Annotated in this window: 15 protein-coding genes; 8 read left to right on the forward strand and 7 right to left on the reverse strand. The window is 35.7% G+C overall.

Annotated elements, in window-relative coordinates; all coding sequences use genetic code 11:
- Positions 1 to 7: 7 nt before the first annotated feature.
- Positions 8 to 742, reverse strand: coding sequence for an alpha/beta fold hydrolase (locus tag AM499_RS09900; protein ID WP_231687569.1), 735 nt, complete (start codon positions 740 to 742; stop codon positions 8 to 10).
- 603 nt (positions 743 to 1345) lie between these two features.
- Here AM499_RS09900 and AM499_RS09905 point away from each other — a divergent pair.
- Positions 1346 to 2239, forward strand: a complete 894-nt coding sequence (locus AM499_RS09905; protein ID WP_053590052.1) for a YgaP-like transmembrane domain — start codon at positions 1346 to 1348, stop codon at positions 2237 to 2239.
- A 169-nt stretch (positions 2240 to 2408) separates the two neighbouring features.
- The gene (gene rraA, locus AM499_RS09910; RefSeq protein WP_053590053.1) at positions 2409 to 2891 is read left to right on the forward strand and encodes a ribonuclease E activity regulator RraA; all 483 of its coding nucleotides are present in this window, start codon (positions 2409 to 2411) and stop codon (positions 2889 to 2891) included.
- A gap of 72 nt (positions 2892 to 2963) precedes the next feature.
- Here rraA and AM499_RS09915 read toward each other — a convergent pair whose 3' ends face one another.
- The 3 genes from AM499_RS09915 to AM499_RS09925 all read right to left on the reverse strand — a co-directional run bounded on the left by AM499_RS09915 (position 2964) and on the right by AM499_RS09925 (position 6092).
- A complete protein-coding gene (locus AM499_RS09915) occupies positions 2964 to 3686 on the reverse strand; it encodes an exonuclease domain-containing protein (protein ID WP_053590054.1) in 723 nt (240 codons plus the stop codon).
- A 116-nt stretch (positions 3687 to 3802) separates the two neighbouring features.
- The gene (locus tag AM499_RS09920; RefSeq protein WP_053590055.1) at positions 3803 to 4762 is read right to left on the reverse strand and encodes a DUF294 nucleotidyltransferase-like domain-containing protein; all 960 of its coding nucleotides are present in this window, start codon (positions 4760 to 4762) and stop codon (positions 3803 to 3805) included.
- A gap of 67 nt (positions 4763 to 4829) precedes the next feature.
- Entirely contained in the window at positions 4830 to 6092 is a 1263-nt protein-coding gene (locus tag AM499_RS09925; protein WP_053590056.1) for an ammonium transporter, read from the reverse strand.
- Between the two features lie 681 nt (positions 6093 to 6773).
- On the opposite strand from AM499_RS09925, the gene AM499_RS09930 reads away from it, so the two are divergent.
- From AM499_RS09930 to AM499_RS09950, 5 genes are all read left to right on the forward strand, one after another.
- A complete protein-coding gene (locus tag AM499_RS09930; protein ID WP_053590057.1) occupies positions 6774 to 7130 on the forward strand; it encodes a hypothetical protein in 357 nt (118 codons plus the stop codon).
- Positions 7131 to 7369: 239 nt separating this feature from the next.
- A complete protein-coding gene (locus tag AM499_RS09935; protein WP_053590058.1) occupies positions 7370 to 8452 on the forward strand; it encodes a CotH kinase family protein in 1083 nt (360 codons plus the stop codon).
- 55 nt (positions 8453 to 8507) lie between these two features.
- A complete protein-coding gene (locus AM499_RS09940) occupies positions 8508 to 8879 on the forward strand; it encodes an SET domain-containing protein (RefSeq protein ID WP_053590059.1) in 372 nt (123 codons plus the stop codon).
- A gap of 550 nt (positions 8880 to 9429) precedes the next feature.
- Positions 9430 to 10818 carry a TldD/PmbA family protein gene (locus AM499_RS09945; RefSeq protein ID WP_053590060.1) on the forward strand — a complete coding sequence of 463 codons (1389 nt, stop codon included), beginning with the start codon at positions 9430 to 9432 and terminating at the stop codon, positions 10816 to 10818.
- A gap of 4 nt (positions 10819 to 10822) precedes the next feature.
- Positions 10823 to 12166: a TldD/PmbA family protein gene (locus AM499_RS09950; RefSeq protein ID WP_053590061.1), complete on the forward strand. Its 1344-nt coding sequence runs from the start codon at positions 10823 to 10825 to the stop codon at positions 12164 to 12166.
- An 82-nt stretch (positions 12167 to 12248) separates the two neighbouring features.
- On the opposite strand, the gene psiE is transcribed toward AM499_RS09950, so the two are convergent.
- Together psiE and hprK are read right to left on the reverse strand one after the other, a co-directional pair.
- A complete protein-coding gene (gene psiE / locus AM499_RS09955; protein ID WP_053590062.1) occupies positions 12249 to 12725 on the reverse strand; it encodes a phosphate-starvation-inducible protein PsiE in 477 nt (158 codons plus the stop codon).
- Between the two features lie 203 nt (positions 12726 to 12928).
- Positions 12929 to 13858 carry an HPr(Ser) kinase/phosphatase gene (gene hprK, locus AM499_RS09960; RefSeq protein ID WP_053590063.1) on the reverse strand — a complete coding sequence of 310 codons (930 nt, stop codon included), beginning with the start codon at positions 13856 to 13858 and terminating at the stop codon, positions 12929 to 12931.
- 194 nt (positions 13859 to 14052) lie between these two features.
- Here hprK and AM499_RS09965 point away from each other — a divergent pair, with 194 nt between their 5' ends.
- A complete protein-coding gene (locus AM499_RS09965; protein WP_053590064.1) occupies positions 14053 to 14724 on the forward strand; it encodes a DUF421 domain-containing protein in 672 nt (223 codons plus the stop codon).
- Positions 14725 to 14792: 68 nt separating this feature from the next.
- Here the strand turns inward: AM499_RS09965 and AM499_RS09970 are convergent, their stop codons facing one another.
- Positions 14793 to 15101 (reverse strand): hypothetical protein, encoded by a 309-nt coding sequence (locus AM499_RS09970; RefSeq protein ID WP_053590065.1) that lies wholly within the window; start codon positions 15099 to 15101, stop codon positions 14793 to 14795.
- Positions 15102 to 15268: the final 167 nt, after the last annotated feature.

Raw genomic sequence — 15268 nt, forward strand, 5'->3', positions numbered from 1 at the left:
CCTTTACTTATTTATTTTCACTTTTTTCCTTTATCCATTTCTTCACTTCTTTTGTTGTTCGACTCGGTTCATCCCACTGGAGCGTATGCCCTGCACCCTCCATTCGTATCACAGTAAGATCATTTATATGATCCTTTAACTGCGAAATTCCAATTGCTCTTGCATCATCCAAATTTTCAGGATTAGTAGCATGAATTAACAGGAGTGGAACCTTAATAAAAGGATAAACTTCCACAAAAGGTTCTTCAAAAAATGCTTTTATAATGGATAAGACAGTGAATTTAGAAGCGACTAGCTCAAATCGTACATCTTTCTTTTTGAATAGAGATGCGACATACCTCTCTTTGTTTTCATCCCATTTTTTCGTATAGGTATTATACTCTTCAAAGATACTCTCTAAATCAGTAAACACAGAACGATCCATATAATCATTCCATCCAGCAATCGCATAGTCAAAATCCATTTCAAGTTGGTTTTGCGGAAAGGTGAAGCCTCCATCCAACAGAATAATCCCTAATACATCAAAAGGATTATGCTTTGTAAAATGGAGGGCTAAATCTGCTCCCCATGAATGCCCCATTATATAGAAAGGTTTTGGTAAGATTTGTTGAATTACTTGCCGATACCATCTTGCTAATGCAGAAAACAAATAATCACTTTCTTTATCGAATGAGGATTTTTTCCCATGACCTGGACTATCAAAGATGATAAGATGAAAATCTTTTTCTAAGAGAAATGCTATATCTGAAAAACTATAGAAGCCATTGCCTACAAGCCCGTGGAAACAATAATCGTTAAATTGTTTTTATTACCAAATTCAAAGTAATTAACAGTGCACCCACTCTTTGTTATATTGTAACTTCGCAAATTAGCTCACCCCTAATCTTTCTCGCCCTTCTATCCCCTATTTCATACAACAGACAAACTCTTATTGTTAAAAAGCATTAGAAATTAATCAGGAGGAAATACTGTCTAAAAGATTTGTATATTGTTTGACAATATTATTCTGATTTCATTACCTTCCCTAATAGTCTTTTTAGAATCGTAATCGCAACTTGTTAAAACGAATAATCAGCAAACGATTGGGGATTCTAATGTTGAATTGGAATGAACATGTGGCTCAAATAAGTTATAAAAAATTAATCAATCACATGTTTACATTAGATTTTTGAACTTCTTTCATTTCTTGCATAAATGATACGGAACCAAAATCTATATATTCCCTTTCACAAGAAATTAATATGATGCATTCACTTGTTGTAGTTATCTTTAATCCAATAGTAGCATATCTACCGTATTACTAAAGCTCATTTTTGATAATTCAGATAGGAGGAATTCCAAACAAATGACCAATAAACCACAACAAAACATCGGTTCAAAAAGTGCATTTACTCGTTTCATGATGGGATCAGTGATGACCGCATACGGTACTGCACAACTAATGCGAAATCCTAAAAGCAGAAGCGGTCAAATGCTCATCATGTTTGGTGCAATGACAGCTGCGGAAGGTGCAACTAAATATTGCCCATCAAAAGCAGTGGGTTCAACCATGTTGAATAGTAACATGATACAAAAAATGATGAACAAAAATGCTTCTCAAAGTACATTAGCTGGGGTCGGCGCTACTAGCGGATCTCAATCATTGCAAAGTTCTACAAGTGGAACTATTACTCAAGCAAGCGGAAACATCATGCAAATGATCGGAAATATTGCACAAAAATTAACTAGCGGAAATGCTGCTCAAAATAATAAGGCAGGAACTCAAAACATGAGTAGTGGTAATCAACAAAATGGTCAAAGTGGCAACATTGCTCAGACAATCGGAAATGCTGCCCAACAAATGACAAGTGGAACTGCTGCTCAAACTATTGGTAACATTGCTCAAACCGTAGCACCACAAGTCGGTCAAATGATGAGTAGCGCCGCTAGTATGACTGGAACACAAAATCCTGCTGGAACGAATAATGTTAAGAAACAAGCATCTGCTACAGGTGGAGCATCAAAGACGAACGGTATTGCAACAAATGGGACATCTAATGTACAGAAAAATGCTTCTGCCAAATCAACTAATAGTAATAACAAGCAAGCTACATCCTCGAATGGGAACAACAATCAAAATACAAATGCAACAAAACCTCTTTTAGACGGTGCAGCTAATAAAGATGTTGCAGCTTCATCGGTCATAAATGCTTCAAATTCAACTGACAAAAATACAACTACATCGAATATTTTGCAATAATGATAAAACCTGTCACCACACATATTGTGGAGACAGGTTTTTAGTATGCATAAAAAGTGTAATAAGCAAGATAATAGGAAACAAAAAAACTTAATTTTTTGACACTTCAATACTATAATGATAAATATGTAATACTTGTAATCTTTTATTATAACTAGGAGGCGGAATAATGAACTTTAAAACGACTGATTTATGTGATGATTTTTCAAATGAGATTCAAGTAATTGGTTCGGATTTTACATCATACGGAAAAAAGAAAAGTTTTTCAGGACCTATTAGTACTGTCAAAGTATTTGAAGACAATGTCTTAGTAAAGCAATCTCTCGAAACCATACCATCAGGAAATGTTTTAGTAGTAGACGGCGGAGGATCTCGCAGATGTGCTTTATTAGGAGATCGTCTTGCTGAAATCGCTCAAGATAGAGGATTAGCCGGAGTCATTATAAATGGTTGTGCACGCGATACTTCAGAGCTATCCAAATTGGAAATTGGCATTTTTGCATTAGGAAGCAACCCATTAAAAAGTCAAAAAGCAGGAAAAGGTGAACAAGACGTAGCTGTTCAATTTTTAGGAGTCGAATGGAATCCAGGTTACTTTGTATACGCCGACGAGGACGGCGTCATCGTTTCTAAACGAAAACTAGTAGATTAAAGAAAAAATCAACTACTAATAATAATTATCAAAAAAGACCTGCATGAGCATTTCATGCAGGTCTTTCAAGTTTCACATTCTTGCAAATCGATTATAAACATCATGCAATGTTTCACATCCAATTAGTTGCGCTTTTTCTAAGTAAATGCTCCATAGTTTTGCGGTCATTTTCGCATCACCTAATGCGTGATGACGACCTACTACAGGAATGTTGTTATGACTACATAAATCTTCTAACGTCGTCATATTCATTTTAGGTTCAATTATTTTAAAGAGAAAAGATGTATCTACAATTCGATGTTTGAAAGGTGTGCGAAACAATAGAGAACTTGCAGATTGCAAGAAGTTCCTTTCATGAGTAGCGTGATGAGCAACTAATGTGCAGTCTTGTTTATATTCAAGAAATTTTATAAAAACATCTGCTAATGGCTTCGCTTCTAATACTTGTTCATTGGTAATGCCAGTTAATTGCACAATATGCTCTGGTATTTCCTTTTCATAACGGACTAAAGAATAAAAATTATCTTCTTCGAGAATGGTCGTGCCATACATTTTTGTTGCACCAATGGAAAGTATGCCATCTCCTTTTTCTGGAGAAAAGCCAGTTGTTTCTATATCAAACACGACGACATTTAACTCATGTAAGGGTATATTTAAAGCATCTTCTTGATTCATTTCTTTCTGCAAATGTCGTAAAAAGGCCATTTGTTGGGTATTTCGTATATCCCCAAGACCGATGTTCGTCCGCTTTCCTTGAAGCCCACGTAAAATTTGCATAAATGGTTCAAATGCCATCTCTAACACCCTTTTTCTGTTCAAAAACACCTTAGCGTATTTGTGTACAAATTCATGCCACCATACTATTACTATTCAAAATTCGTTACTTTCTCTGTAACAGTTAACATGAATCATTATTTGGATAAAGTGAAAGCTATCACTTCATCATGAAGCCTTTTACCATCCTTTATTATTCTCTTTATTCCTTTACGCTCTTCTTTAGATAATTTTTCTATATTTAAATTATGCGTATCTGTATAAGTTTCAGCTCGAAATAAAGACAAACGATAGTTTAATAAGTCTGCAAAATTTTTTTCACAATTATGCAGAAGTTTTTCATAACCACTTTGGCGGATCAATGTGTTCATTCGGGTTAATGTAGAATTTTCATAAATCCCCTCTTTAATAGAGAGTAATCGAACAGAGTTAACATAAGGTAAAAAGGCTGCATACTTCAAATTCACACATCCTTGATAAACACCATGTTGCTCCACTAAAATTTGCCCAAATGGTCCTATGACATTTTTCACATGCATAACATTAGCGATAAAACGATGGAAGAGATTCGGGCTTTGCAATTGATATTGATAAATGAAGTATTTTAATCGATGGATATAGCCGAGTTTACCGTGTAATACTCTTGCATCAAAAAAAATTTGTAAATACCTAATATTCTCCCAGCTTTCATTTTCCATCCATTCCCGAAGTTGTGTATGCCAGTCTTGAAATGACTTGCACCAGATTGGATTAGAGCTCATAATATTCCCTTGACAATACGGATAACCAGTAATATTAAGTCCATATGATAGTTCTTCACCTAGCTTTTTAAAGTACTCATCATTTTCTTCATTCGATATTGCATAAACGATACCATGATCCTGATCACTTATAACGCCCTGTTCAAATCGTCCGCCACTCCCTGTTATAAACCATGTAAAGTCGCATGGAGGACTCTCACTTTTCATTTTGCATTTGGCCATTTCCATTACTTTGCGCATCACAAGATCATGAAAATCATTTAGAGAAACAGTATCATCCAGAAAGGTAGTAATATTTTCATCCTTCCATTCTCTAATAGATTCATACGTTTCCACAATAACACTTCCTTTTATGCAAAAAGCCCCTGATACAGAGGCTTTTTATTGTTGAGTTATAATTATTTTATGATTTCGATTCCTCTAAAATCATTTGTTCTGGATACCCATAATTACCGTGTTCGCTCATATCTAAGCCCATGATTTCTTCTTCTTCAGAAACACGAATGCCACCCATTACTTTTTTCATTATAAATAAGATAGCATAGGAAACTATGAAAGCAAATAGACCACAAGCGACAACCCCCATTAATTGGACCCCTAATTGTTCCAATCCACCACCATAAAATAATCCTGGTTTACCAACACTTGCAAGCTCTGGTGTGGCAAAGAATCCTGTTGACAAAGTACCCCACACACCCGCCGCTCCATGTACTGATAGCGCATAAATTGGATCATCAATTTTTCTCTTTTCAAAGAATCTAGCGCTGTAGAATACAAGTACTCCAGCTATAAAACCAATAATAACAGATGCCCAAACATCTACAAATGCACAGGAAGCTGTAATGGCAACTAAGCCTGCTAATGCACCATTTAATATAGTTGTAATATCTGATTTTCCTAATACGACCCAAGAGATTAACGTTGCAGCAACTGCGCCTGCACCAGCAGCAAGTGTAGTATTTAAAGCAACAAATCCAAAGAATGCTCCATCTACTGATACTGTACTTCCTGCGTTGAATCCAAACCAACCACCCCAAAGGATTAATACTCCTAATGTCGTATAAACTTGGTTATGACCTGCAAGATTATTAGCTGACCCGTCTTTGTTGAATTTGCCGATTCTCGGTTTAAGCAACATTGTTGCAGCTAACGCTGCCATTGCCCCAGTTAAATGAACTACAGTAGAACCCGCAAAATCTTGCTTGCCGTGCTCCGCTAACCAGCCACCACCCCATACCCAGTGAGCAATAATAGGATATACGATAATTCCGAAAAGAATGGTAAAGATCACATAAGCTGAAAATTTTGCACGCTCAGCAAATCCTCCAAGAGCAATTGTCACAGCAATGCCTGCAAAAGCTAGTTGGAATACAAAAAATACAGTAGTAGCAAGACCAGCATCTTCGATAAGACTCCCATCGTAGAAAAAGTCTGACATTCCAACCAAGAAATTTGCATTACCCCCAAAAATAAAACCGTAACCTAGTGCCCAAAACACTAATGAAGCTAAACCAAATGTGAAAATGGTTTTCCCTGCAACGTGACCCGCATTTTTCATCCGTGTAGATCCAGCTTCCAGAAGGATAAATCCTCCAACCATAAAAATAACTAAAATTGCAGCAACCATCGTCCATAAACTGTTCATCAAAAACATGACTTCTTCCATTAAATTACTCCCCCTTTTTATTATGTTATGTTACATAACTTAATAATGTTAGGAAACATAACATCATTTATATAATATTTATTTTACTTGTATTTTTCTTTAAGTCAATACCATTATCAGAATTTATTTTATTTTATGTCAATAAAAGTGACATACGAAAGAGTTACTAGTCCACTTAACTTTACTAAGGATTTTAATGGAGGGATAAAAAACGAAAAATATTGATCGTAAAAGCTTACTTCATATCCATCTCTTTTCTTTGTTTGCTTTAGGTTGTGGATGGGTTGGTCGATCCGTGGACTTGCAAGTGAGAACAACTACTCGGGAGATGCGATTGTCGATCCTCTATAATGTCAAAGAGTTCGTCCAGAAGGCATCATATTTCTTGTGTACAGCCATTGTCGGTTTATGGCTGTACACAAGAAATATGAAAACTGATTTTATCAGTAGGAAGAATAATACCCAATTCAATAATTTTCTATAAAAGGACTACACCCAAGTCGTAGCATTACGCCATTAGGTTAGTCATTCTTGGAAGGGAAATAATTATGTCTCTAAATAACAACGAAATGTCTTTTCATTGATTGAGTTATTTGTCCCTTCAACAATAAATACGTTGCGTATTATAATCTAAATCTGTTATTAAGGAGGTGCCTGTTATGGGAGGAAAAAAAGGAAATAGTGGTAGTTCATCTTCTGGAAGCTCGTCTACTGGTTCTACATCTTCAAGTCACTCTTCTAGTCGCTCTTCAAGTCATTCTTCAAGTAGTAGCTCACATGGCAAAAAAGGAAATAGTGGTAGTTCGTCTACTGGTAGCTCGTCTACTGGAAGTTCATCTACTCACAGCTCTTCTTCAAGTAGTTCTTCAAGTAGTAAATCACATGGCAAAAAAGGTAATAGTAGTAGTTCGTCTACTGGAAGTTCATCTACCCACAGCTCGTCTTCAAGAAGTTCTTCAAGTAGTAGCTCACGTGGCAAAAGGAAATAGTAGTAGTTCGTCTACTGGTAGCTCGTCTTCAAGTAGCTCTTCTTCATAAACCACATTTACTATAAACCCATTTAAAAGAAAAAGTTAGAAGCCTTCCTTTAATCAATTTCCATTAGGTTAAGGGAAGCTTTTAATCCTAAGTAGTTGATTAATGCTAAATTCTATTCATTTACTGACTACTAACATAGCCCTCGTAAAAAGAAAAGTACTAAGGCTATGTTAGTAGTCAGCTCCAGCCATAGCATAGCATAGCATTTTACTAGCCATTAAATAGCAGGAGGTGATTACATGTCAAATCTAATTCCTTCTTATTTCTTAAAGATTAAAGAAGAAGACCTAAACCGTTTAAGAAAGAATCTAAAAAATGATGACTCTGTTTCCAGCAAGTTGAAGGTTGATAAAACCGTTTATGATATAAAGATTGCCTATCGCGGTGCTTATACACGAAAGTTTCGAAAACGATCCTATGTGATTGATTTCGATTCCGAAATGTTTTTTGGAGCTCGTAAAATACATCTTAATGCAGAATACAGAGATCCGTCTCTTATTCGAAATAAACTATCGCTCGACTTCTTTCAAGACCTTGGTGTTCTTTCTCCAGAAAGTCAGCATATAAACTTTTACAGAAACGGAACTTTTAAAGGGGTATATCTTCAATTGGAATCCGTAGATGATCTATTTTTGAAAAAAAGAGGGTTACCAGCTGGTCCCATTTATTATGCCATCAACAATGATGCAAATTTTTCCTTTACGAGAGACGAGAAGCCAAAGGAATCGCTTTTAGACGGCTATATACAAGCGTCAGGAGATCCATCAGACGATGACTTTCTTCATGATTTGATTACCATCGTAAATACGACGCCACAATCTAAGTTTCTCGAAGAAGTCTCCCAGTATATTAATATGGACAAATACTTGAACTGGTTGGTCGGGGCAATTTGCACAATGAACAACGACGGTTTTACTCACAACTACGCCCTTTATCGCAATAGTGAGACACGTATGTTCGAAATACTCCCTTGGGATTATGATGCGACTTGGGGTCGAAAAGTCAGCGGTGGAATCATGGAGCATACTTACGTTCCTATTGAAGGCAAAAAAGGAAATCATCTATTATATCTTCTCATCCAATTACCGGAATTTCGAAGGCTTTATAAAGAAGTATTAGAAGAAATCTTGGAAACTAAGTTTACGGTTAAGTACATGGAAAATAAAGTACTAGATTTACATCAATTAGTCCGTCCCAACCTCCTTCTAGATCCTTATAAAAATAATAAGGTTGATATTTTTGATAATGAGCCAGAAATCATTTTTCAATTTATTCGTGACCGAAATAATTATTTAAAAGAGCAATTAAAGAATCTTAAATAAATAATAATTATATAGTTTTGATACGCTTTTAATATTACAGAAAGGAGTTTTCACAGTGGGACCCTTTTGTATTAAAGAAACGGGGAAGTATGGAAAAGGATTATTTGCTACACGTGACATTAAAAAGGATGAACTTATCGAGGTATCACCTGTTATAGTTTCACCTAGAAATGAATGGAAATATATGAAGAAAACCATACTTTTAAATTACTGCTTCCATTGGGGTAAACGTACTGCAATCGCACTTGGATATGGAGCACTTTTTAATCATTCCTATACTCCTAATGTAAGATTTGTTAATAATAAAAAAAATCTATCCATTGACTTTTATGCCATAGATGATATTAATAACGGGGAAGAATTAACCATTAATTACAATGGGGACCCCGAAGATAAATCAAAACTTTGGTTTGAAGTAATTGAGTGATATACATTCTGCTCACAAACTATCCATAAACATTATTTCTATTAATTCATAATTTAACATTAGCCCGTAATAACTCATTTACTTATGAAGCGGAATCTCCGTTATAAGTAAAATGAGTTTTTTTGCCTGCCCCAAAGCGACTTAGAATGATAAGAAAGATATATTTAATAAATTAAAGCTATCCCCTTCTCTTGATTTATTTTGAAAAAAATTTAATTACTTGATGAATAATAATTACTGATGTAAGAGAGTGGGAATCCCACTCTCTTCATTTATTTCGCCACTACTACAGGAGGTTTTGGACAGGATACATACCACTAAATAACTCGATAAGTTGATCGTTATATACACACTCCAAGCGTCAATGATCAAACATTAAAAGAAATAATGAAAATAAGAATATTCTCGGCTACGTTTCATACATTAATTGTGCTCGCAATGATTTACTAATTTTTTTATGAGAAATCACAAAAAATACTAAATTATCAAATTTATAAGTGTATTTACAAAAATCATACGCTATAATCCAAAGTAGAAGGGGGATGGAAAATTGATAAAACAATCAGTTATAGAAAATGTATTGGAAGCTGCTCTATCGACGGGCGGTGATTTTTCGGAAGTTTTCATTGAAGATAAGTATGTGAACAGAATGGAAATGCAAAGTGGAAAGATAGAGAAAAGTATTTCCGGTCGTGATTTTGGAGTAGGTATCCGAATATTTTCAGGTTTTCAAAGTATCTATACCTATACGACTGACTTTACGGAAGAAGGTTTGCTACTAGCTGCAAAGCGTGCAGCACATGCCATAAAAGGGGGATCCCACGGAATTATTCACCCGCTACAAAGAGAGCTGTATAATCCGATTCACCAAATTGCACAAATGCCACAAACGGTTGAACATGCAAGGAAGGTCGCTATCATTCGGAAAGCAAATGAAATCGCTAGAAATTATGATGAACGCATTCAACAAGTTAGTCTTCGCTATTTCGATGAGGAACAAAATGTACTGATTGCAAATTCGGAAGGTAAATTTGTTGAAGATACCCGAGTTCACAGTAGACTATCTATTCAGGCTACTGCTACTGACGGAGTAGAAATGCAGACCGGCTTTTATGGGCCAGGAGCGCATGCAGGGTTTGAATTTATCGAAAATCTTAATCTTGAACATTATGCAGGTGAAGCTGCACGAATCGCTGTAACTATGCTTGGTGCGGATGAATGTCCAAGTGGTAAATTTCCGGTAATTATTGACAATGAGTTTGGAGGGGTTATCTTCCATGAAGCATGTGGACACGGATTGGAAGCGACTTCTGTAGCAAAGAATAATTCAGTTTTTGCTAACCGTATAGGCGAGAAGGTTGCACCAGATATCGTGACTTATATAGATGATGGTACCCTACCAAACGAATGGGGATCTCTCAATATAGATGATGAAGGTGAAAAAACACGCAAAAATGTATTGATTGAAAATGGTATATTAAAGGGCTATTTAATTGACAAGTTTAATGCACGCCGTATGAAATCAGAAGCAACTGGTTCTTCTCGTCGTGAATCTTATCGTTTCAATCCAACTTCTAGAATGACTAATACGTATATTGCACCTGGTACTTCAACACCTGAGGAAATTATCACTTCCACTGAGTATGGACTTTACACAAAATACATGGGTGGAGGTCAAGTAAATCCTGCAACAGGTGATTATAATTTCGCAGTTATGGAGGCGTACCTTGTGAAAAACGGGAAAATAGATCGTCCGGTTCGAGGTGCAACACTCATTGGTAATGGCGCTAAAACATTACAGCTTGTAGATCGTGTTGGAAATAATCTTGCCCATGGTGCAGGAATGTGCGGTGCAACAAGCGGAAGCCTTCCTGTTAATGTCGGGCAGCCAATGATACGTGTCAGTGAAATAACAGTTGGTGGTACGAAGGGAGTTTAGAAAAATGAATATTACTGAATTTCAAGAAGAACTTCTTAATAAAGCAAAAAACGTTGGTTTCACGGAAGCTGAAGTATATTATGAACGATCTGAATCCTTCCAATGCATGATTTTTGAGGGAGAAATTGATAGCTATGAAACTTCGGAAGACGCAGGATTTGGTCTACGAGGTCTATATAACGGGAAAATTGGGTACGCGTATACAGAAAAAGTGGATGAAAACTCTATTCTATTTTTAATAGAACGAGCGAAAGAAAATGCCGAAGTACTGGACGATAATGATGGTACAGATATTTTTGAAGGTAGTGATGAATATGCTGGCCATAATTTCTATAGTGAAGAGCTAGCATTAGTCCAAATTCCTGACAAAATTGATTTTATCAAATCAATTGAAAAGAAAGTATTGGCATACGATCCTAGAATCATCACGTTAAACTATTGTATTTTGCAAGACTTTTCTGGAGAGAGATTGTTAACAAACAGTAAAGGCCTCTCATTGAATGAAAAAAAGAACGGACTCATCATTTTCATTTCTGCTGTTGCAAAAGATGGTGAAGAAATGAAGACAGGTAGTTACATTAAAATGACACGAGATTTTCATTCTTTGAATGCTGATGACATCGCAAAAAAGGTAGCTGAGGAAGCTCTATCTAATCTTGGCGAGAAATCAATTCCTGCAGGTAAATACCCAATTATTTTGCGAAACGATGCAGCAGGGTCACTACTTGCTACTTATTCACCGATTTTCTCGGCAGAAAACACGCAAAAGGACCAATCACTTTTAAAAGGCAAAGTTGGACAAAAGGTCGCAAACGATTTATTCACATTACTTGATGACCCTTTCCATCCAGAAGCAGTAGCAGGCTCAAATTTTGATGGAGAAGGAGTGGCGACCAAAAGACGCACCATTGTTTCAAATGGAATACTCGAGACTCTTCTGCATAACCGTAAAACCGCTAAAATGGAAGGAAGCGAAACAACCGGGCATGCTCATAAACCATCTTACAAAAGCACCCTGACCGTTGCCCCTTTGAACATGTATATTGCACCCGGAAAAAGAGCAAAGGAAGACCTTATATCTTCCCTTGCAGAAGGTGTTTTGATAACAGGTTTGTCAGGGCTTCACTCAGGGACGAATGTAATTTCAGGAGATTTCTCCGTAGCAGCAACTGGTTTTCATATTAAAGATGGAAAAATATCATCTGCTGTCAAACAAATGACTATTGCAGGTAATTTCTTTGATTTAATAAAGGGGATAGAAGAAATTGGAACCGACCTCCACTTCCTTCCAGGCGGATATGGTTCACCTTCATTACATGTAAAAGAGCTTTCTGTTACGGTGGATTAAATAAAGTATAAGAAATTATCAACAATCCAACGATTTACAGAAACGAAGAATTCAAGTGTTTTTTTTACAGAATGAGGCATCCTCAACTAGGGAGGGTGCCTCTTTTTATTTCCTCCGTATTCTTAAAAAACCAGTGACGATTCGGTCTTTCTAAAGGAGTAACATTCATAATAAAATATCCGATTATTAATATTAAAATAACTAATGAATACAGTAATGTGTCTATAGGGTGATCATGCTCTACAATAATGAGTCGAATCATAGCGGTAATTCCAACATACAAAAAATAACGTAGCGGAAAATGGTAGTCTTCTTTAAAATATTTTACAATCATTGTTATAAATTCAAAATACAAAAAGAAAATAAGGATATTTGCGAGGAATTGCTTGTAGTCATTGCTCCCTTCCACCATCAACATCTTTACAAAGATAGTGAGCTCTTTGATGAGGAGGAATGATAATATTAGTGCCAAAAGCACTAAACAGAGATTCAAAAAAATTTGCAACACTTTAGGTATAACCTCTAGTACATCTGATAGCCCTACTCTTTTCTTAGACATTCAATTCCCCCATTCATTTTTCTTCACATCGAATGATATGATTAATTAGTATATGTTAGGTTTTCTTACATGTCTAGAATTATTTATGTGAAAATTCAAAAAGAAGACCCTTTTATTATACAAATATATTGTAAACGAGGTGTTAAATTAATAAAACCATTCCTCCCCCACCAGGTAAAAGTGGAGATAAGAATGGTTTTAAATTAATTTGACTTTGGTTCATCAAAATCTTTCTCGAGTCGTTTTACAAACTCTTCTGCAGCACTATACCCTTGTTGTTTTAAATACCAGTTATTTGCTGCTGCTTCAATTAAACCAGCAACATCACGTCCAGGCTGTAGCTGAATTTGAATATGCGGGATTTGAACCCCCATGTAATCAATAAACTTCGTCTCCAGCTCTAACTCATTATTCAGCGCATTATGCTCCCACTTTGTTAATTCAATATCAAGTGCAATCCTTGTTTCTTCTTGAAACGCCTTTCTTCCATAAAGACGAACAACATTTAGCAATCCGATACTGCGTAACGCCAAAAATTCCTTGTTCTTTTCATTATGTGATCCTAATAGGGTTTGAGGACTTAACTTTTTCAATACGACAATATCGTCTGCTACTAGACGATGTCCTCTACCAATCAACGTATGGGCAGTTTCGCTCTTTCCGACCCCTGATTTACCACGTAGTAAAATACCCATTCCCGAAACGTTGACACATACACCATGGATAGCTATTTCGGGTGCCATCGATTTAATGACAAAAGCATCAATTTTCTCACTGACTTCACTTGTAGAGTCAGCAGTGCGTAATACAGGAATTTTCTCCTCCACACAATAGGAGATTAAACCAGGTGGCTCCTCTTGATTGGATGTTATAACGATACATGGTGGATCATAACGTACAATATTCCCTATGCGGAGCTTTGATTCGTTTTCAGAAAGAGTATGTAAATAGTTTATTTCATTTTTCCCCAATATTTGTACATGATCTGTCGCTATAAAATCAAATTTATCCATAAATTCAAGACCAGGACGTCGCACTTTAGATTGCTTTAATACGCGGTGTAAGTGACCATGTCCACTTAACACCTCAAACGAAAACCTGTGGACAATATCTTTTACTGTCATTGTTTTCATAGTTATAACACTCGCCTTCTAAATATCATCGTTAATCGTGCTCTTTTCAGCATTTTCAGATGGTAAAACATAAGATTATATGTGTAATGACAATTCATTATACTATGAGAATTCATCGGATGAAACTAAAGAATGCTTAAAATAACTAATAAGGGGTATATTCTTGTAACATTGCATCACGGAGGTGTACAAGTATGTACCTTGATATAGTTATCAAAATAGTTGTTGGTCTTTTAGCGTTGATGACTGTAATCCGCATTCTAGGTAAGAAAGAGCTAGCTCAGCTAACTCCATATGATGTCATATATACACTTGTATTAGGAGGAATTCTTGAAGAAAGTATTTTTGACGAAAAAGTGAAAATTTCTCATTTCCTTTTGGCTATAACAACCTGGGCACTATTAATATTTTTAATTGAAAAAGCGACTAAAAAATGGGACCCTATTCGAGTTCTATTAAAAGGAGAACCTGTTAAGCTCATCAGTGATGGTAAGCTTGATATGAAGAAGTTTAATAAAAATCATTTAGAGATGGAACAATTACGGTCTGCCTTAAGAAAACAAGGTGTGTTTTCTCTCCGCGAAGTAAAGGATTTGTTTTTAGAACCCGGAGGCGATTTAACTATTAATAAATACGTTCAGTATGAGCCAATAAAAAACGGAGATTTTCCAACAAAGGCAACTGATCAAGATCCAACAGTGCTCCTAATAGATGAGGGTGTAGTAAAAGAGGATATCTTAACTTATATAGGTAAAGATAAAAAGTGGTTATTAACAAAGCTTTCTGAACAAGGGTTTACTGATATCAAGAAAATTGCTTATTGTGAATGGTCGGAAACAGAAGGTTTATTTGTACGAAGCTATTAGAAGACAAACAAATTTAAAATTGCAAAAAGGCGTCTATCATGTTGATGGACGCCTTTTCACTTGCAAAGTCACACAAATTGGTTTTCTTTATTATCTGATTTTGATGCGTCAATCATTAAGAAAATAGCTGTAAGTATATGCATGATCATTCCAACAAAGGGAATCCACGCGATACAAGATGTAACTATTCCCAATATGCTGCCAGTAGTAGACCCTCCTTCCTTATTAGTAATTACTAGAGTAATAATATGTAGGATTAACATCACAAATAATGGTATCCATAAAAATGAGAGTACAATTGTTGCCCCTAGAATAGGAATCCCTAAAATTGCTTCAAGGCCACCGGTGACCCACTTTAAAACTTTTGAAGATGACATAAAATTCCCCCTGTTTATTTTTCTGAAATATTATAATAACGTTAAATATACCACATTTTCCAAAATATATCTGTCAATTTATGATATTGTTCCTATGTCAATTAACTTATATTAATTTACTTTGAAAATTTTTCGACAGTTATTAAACTTCTTTTCAGTACATTCTT

The organism is Bacillus sp. FJAT-22090, from assembly GCF_001278755.1.
Classification (GTDB): domain Bacteria; phylum Bacillota; class Bacilli; order Bacillales_A; family Planococcaceae; genus Psychrobacillus.